The following is a 607-nucleotide window of genomic DNA, read 5'->3' as shown; positions in this document are numbered from 1 at the left end:
ATCCCGATGCGCTCGCTCGAGACAGCGCTGGTGGAACCGCCGCGGTCCGCCTCGTGCACTACTCGGCCGCCGATCCAGTCTTCGAGGCCAACATCGCCTACGACCAGCAGCGTGGGTATGGCGACTCGCTGATCAGCCTGGGCTGTTTCGTTCCGGGTGGTGATGCCGCGACGAAGAAGGGCAACGTGCAACTCAGCTACGCGGACTGGGCGGTGATCGCTTCGGCAGGCAGCACGCTGCCGGCGAAGCTGCAGCCGCAGAACCTCGCGCTGGTCCGTCCGTCGTCGGCGCAGCCGCCCACGACGCCGCCCGAGTCCTACGCCCCGGTTCCTAGCATCGTCGACGATCCGGGGTTCGCCGACTGCGAGTCTCGCGCCTACGAGGTGTTCACCCGCTTCGCCAACGGCCAGCTGACCCTCTCCCAGGCCCGCGAGCAGCTGCCCACCGGCGTCCCACCGTCCTCGCTGACCCGCAGCCTGGAAGGCGTGAAGCGCTACGAGTCCGAGGGCATCAGCCACGCCGACGCTGTCACCGAGGCCGGCGGTGCGGTCGGGCAGGCCTGTCCCCGGTAGTTCCTGCTCAGCACTGGCTGGCGGGAATCTGGCCC

Annotated in this window: 1 protein-coding gene; it reads left to right on the top strand. The window is 69.4% G+C overall.

All coding sequences use genetic code 11. The features are described 5' to 3' along the window. Positions 1-572, top strand: a 572-nt coding sequence (locus ACFPBZ_RS29505; RefSeq protein WP_378039663.1) for a hypothetical protein, incomplete at its 5' end; no start/stop codon positions are given. Positions 573-607: the final 35 nt, after the last annotated feature.

The organism is Actinomycetospora atypica (genome assembly GCF_042653685.1).
Taxonomy (GTDB): domain Bacteria; phylum Actinomycetota; class Actinomycetes; order Mycobacteriales; family Pseudonocardiaceae; genus Actinomycetospora; species Actinomycetospora atypica.
Note: the sequence above shows the minus strand (reverse complement) of the source record. Positions and strands in the feature narration are given on the sequence as shown.